The sequence below is a fragment of the Deltaproteobacteria bacterium genome, assembly GCA_016234845.1.
GTDB lineage: Bacteria > Desulfobacterota > Deferrimicrobia > Deferrimicrobiales > Deferrimicrobiaceae > JACRNP01.
This window is the reverse complement of the sequence record JACRNP010000175.1, coordinates 1-2,453: the sequence shown is the minus strand read 5'-3', so window position 1 is coordinate 2,453 and position 2,453 is coordinate 1. Positions and strand designations below refer to the sequence as shown.

The 2,453-nt window shown below is 68.7% G+C and carries 2 protein-coding genes; both read right to left on the bottom strand.

Features of this window, described 5'->3' with window-relative positions; translation table 11 throughout:
* Positions 1-94: 94 nt before the first annotated feature.
* Complete coding sequence (gene genX / locus HZB86_11470; GenBank protein ID MBI5906141.1) at positions 95-1,111, bottom strand: EF-P lysine aminoacylase GenX; 1,017 nt, start codon at positions 1,109-1,111, stop codon at positions 95-97.
* Positions 1,112-1,120: 9 nt separating this feature from the next.
* A partial coding sequence (locus HZB86_11465) for a response regulator (protein ID MBI5906140.1) occupies positions 1,121-2,453 on the bottom strand: 1,333 nt, incomplete at its 5' end.

The following is a 2,453-nucleotide window of genomic DNA, read 5'->3' as shown; positions in this document are numbered from 1 at the left end:
TTCAGGAACGGGAGGAGCGCGGGGAGCGCCCCCTGCACGATGTCCGTGCACATGTGCCCGAAGGAGAGGACGAAGAGGAGGACGGCGGAGGAGTTCACCGGTACATCCCGTCCGCGATCGCGTCCCGTCCCAGCAGGAGCATGACGAGGCGGTCCACGCCCAGCGCCGCGCCGGAGCAGGCCGGCAGACCGTGCCGGAGGGCGTCGAGGAATCCGGGATCCACCGGGAGCGCCGCGCCGGTCAGCCGCCGGTGCCGCTCCGCGAGCGCCGCCAGCCGCTCCTCCTGTTCGGCGGCGTCCGTCAGCTCCTCGTACCCGTTGACGATCTCCACGCCGCCCAAGTAACCCTCGAACCGCTCCGCGACGTCCGGGTCGTCCTCCCGCCGGCGCGCCATCGCTCCCAGCGCCGCCGGGTACCCCGTGAGGAAGCAGGTCCCGCGCTCCGCGGCATCGGGCTCGATCACCTCGAGGTACGCCCGGAAGAACAGCTCCTCCCACGATTCGTCGGCGCCCGGACGGAAACCCAGCCGGGACAGCCCCGCCCGGAGTCCCGCCGCGTCCGTCATCTCCGCTCCCAGGAGCTCCCGGTACGCGACGGACAGCTCCTGCCGCTCCCACGGGCGGCAAAGCGGGATCTCACGGCCTCCGCGCACGACCGCCTCGCGGCCGTTCACCATCGACGAAAGTGCGCGGGACAGCTCCTCGACGTCCCGCATCAGGTCTCCCGCGGATCCGCCGACGCGGTACCACTCCAGCATCGTGAACTCCGGGGAGTGGAGCGGGGAGCCTTCCCGGTCGCGGAACACCTTGCCGAGGTAGAAGATGTCGCCGGACCCGGCGGCGAGCAGCTTCTTCATCGCGATCTCGGGGGAGGTGTGCAGGTAGAATTGTCCGGACGCCCCGGTCGCGTCCGAGATCGTCACCGGGTGGATGTTGGGGTCGATGTTCGAGTACGCCTGCGCGATCGGGGGGTCGACCTCCAGGAAACCTCTTCCGCGGAAGAACGAACGGATCCCGTCGAGAATCCGGGCCCTCGTCCGCAGCGCCGCCCACGAAGGCCCGCCGCCCGCGATCCGCTCCCCCGTCCCTCGTCCTTGTATCTCAGGCCCCATCCGTCCTTTTTATCGCGGATTCGCCGGGGCGTCGAGGATCTCGCGCACCTTGCGCGAGAGGATGGAGGGGGTGACGGGTTTCTGGAGGAAAACCGATCCTTCCCCCATTCCGCCGAACCGGGGGATCGCCTCCTTCGAGTATCCGGACATGTAGAGCACCTTCATTTCCGGCCGCAACGGCAGGAGCCGTCGCGACAGTTCCATCCCGTTCATTCCGGGCATGACGAGGTCGGTGAGCAGAAGGTCGATCGGCCCCTCGTGCCGCTCCACGATGCGGATCGCCTCGGCGCCGCTGCCCGCCGAGACGATCGAGTAGCCGTCGCTAAGAAGGGCCTCCTGCACCATTTCCCGGACCATCTCCTCGTCCTCCACCACGAGGACGTTCTCCGTCCCCCGGGGAGTATCGGCGGCAAGCGCCGCGACCACCGGTGCCTCGTCGGGGCCCGGCACATCCTCGTCGACCATCGGAAAGTAAATCGCGAACGTCGTTCCCCGGCCCGGAGCGCTCCGCACGCGGATCCGCCCGCCGCTCTGCATCACGATCCCGTGCACCATGGCCAGCCCCAATCCGGTCCCTTTCCCCTGTTCCTTCGTGCTGAAGAACGGCTCGAAGATGTGCGCGACCGTTTCGTCGTCCATCCCGCACCCGGTGTCCGTGATCTCGAGCCGCACGTAGCGCCCCGGCGGGATCGTGCCCCCGTCTCCGTCGTCCGGCGCGTCGAGGGAGACGTTTGCGGTGGAGATGGAGAGCAATCCCCCCGAGGGCATGGCGTCCCGGGCGTTGACGACGAGGTTCAGCACCACCTGCTCGACCTGGTTCGGGTCCGCCCGCACGGTCCAGAGCTCCCCGCACAGGGAGGTCGAGATCTCGATGTCCTCGCCGATGATCGGGCGCAGCATCGAGCCGAGGCTGATGACCGCGTCGTTCAGCCGGATCGCCTGCGGCTTCAGCACCTGCCGCCGGCTGAACGCCAGGAGTTGCCGGGTGAGGGTGGCGGCCCGCTCCCCGGCCCGCTGGATCTCGCCGATCTCCCGCCGGACCGGGTCGGTATTTCCGAGGCGTCGGAGGAGCGCGTCGCTGTACCCGTTGATGATCGTAAGGAGGTTGTTGAAGTCGTGCGCGACGCCCCCCGCCAGGCGGCCGACCGCTTCCATCTTCAGGGACTGCCGCAGCTGCTCCTCGCTTCGGCGGAGCGCCCGCTCGGCCTTCTCCCGCTCGGAGATGTGGGTCTTGATCTCCTCCACCATTCGATGGAACGCCGCGGAAAGGGTGTGGATCTCGTTTCCCTTCGCATCCAGCGGGAGCTCGTGGTCCGTGAATTCCCGAACCACCCCCTGTGCC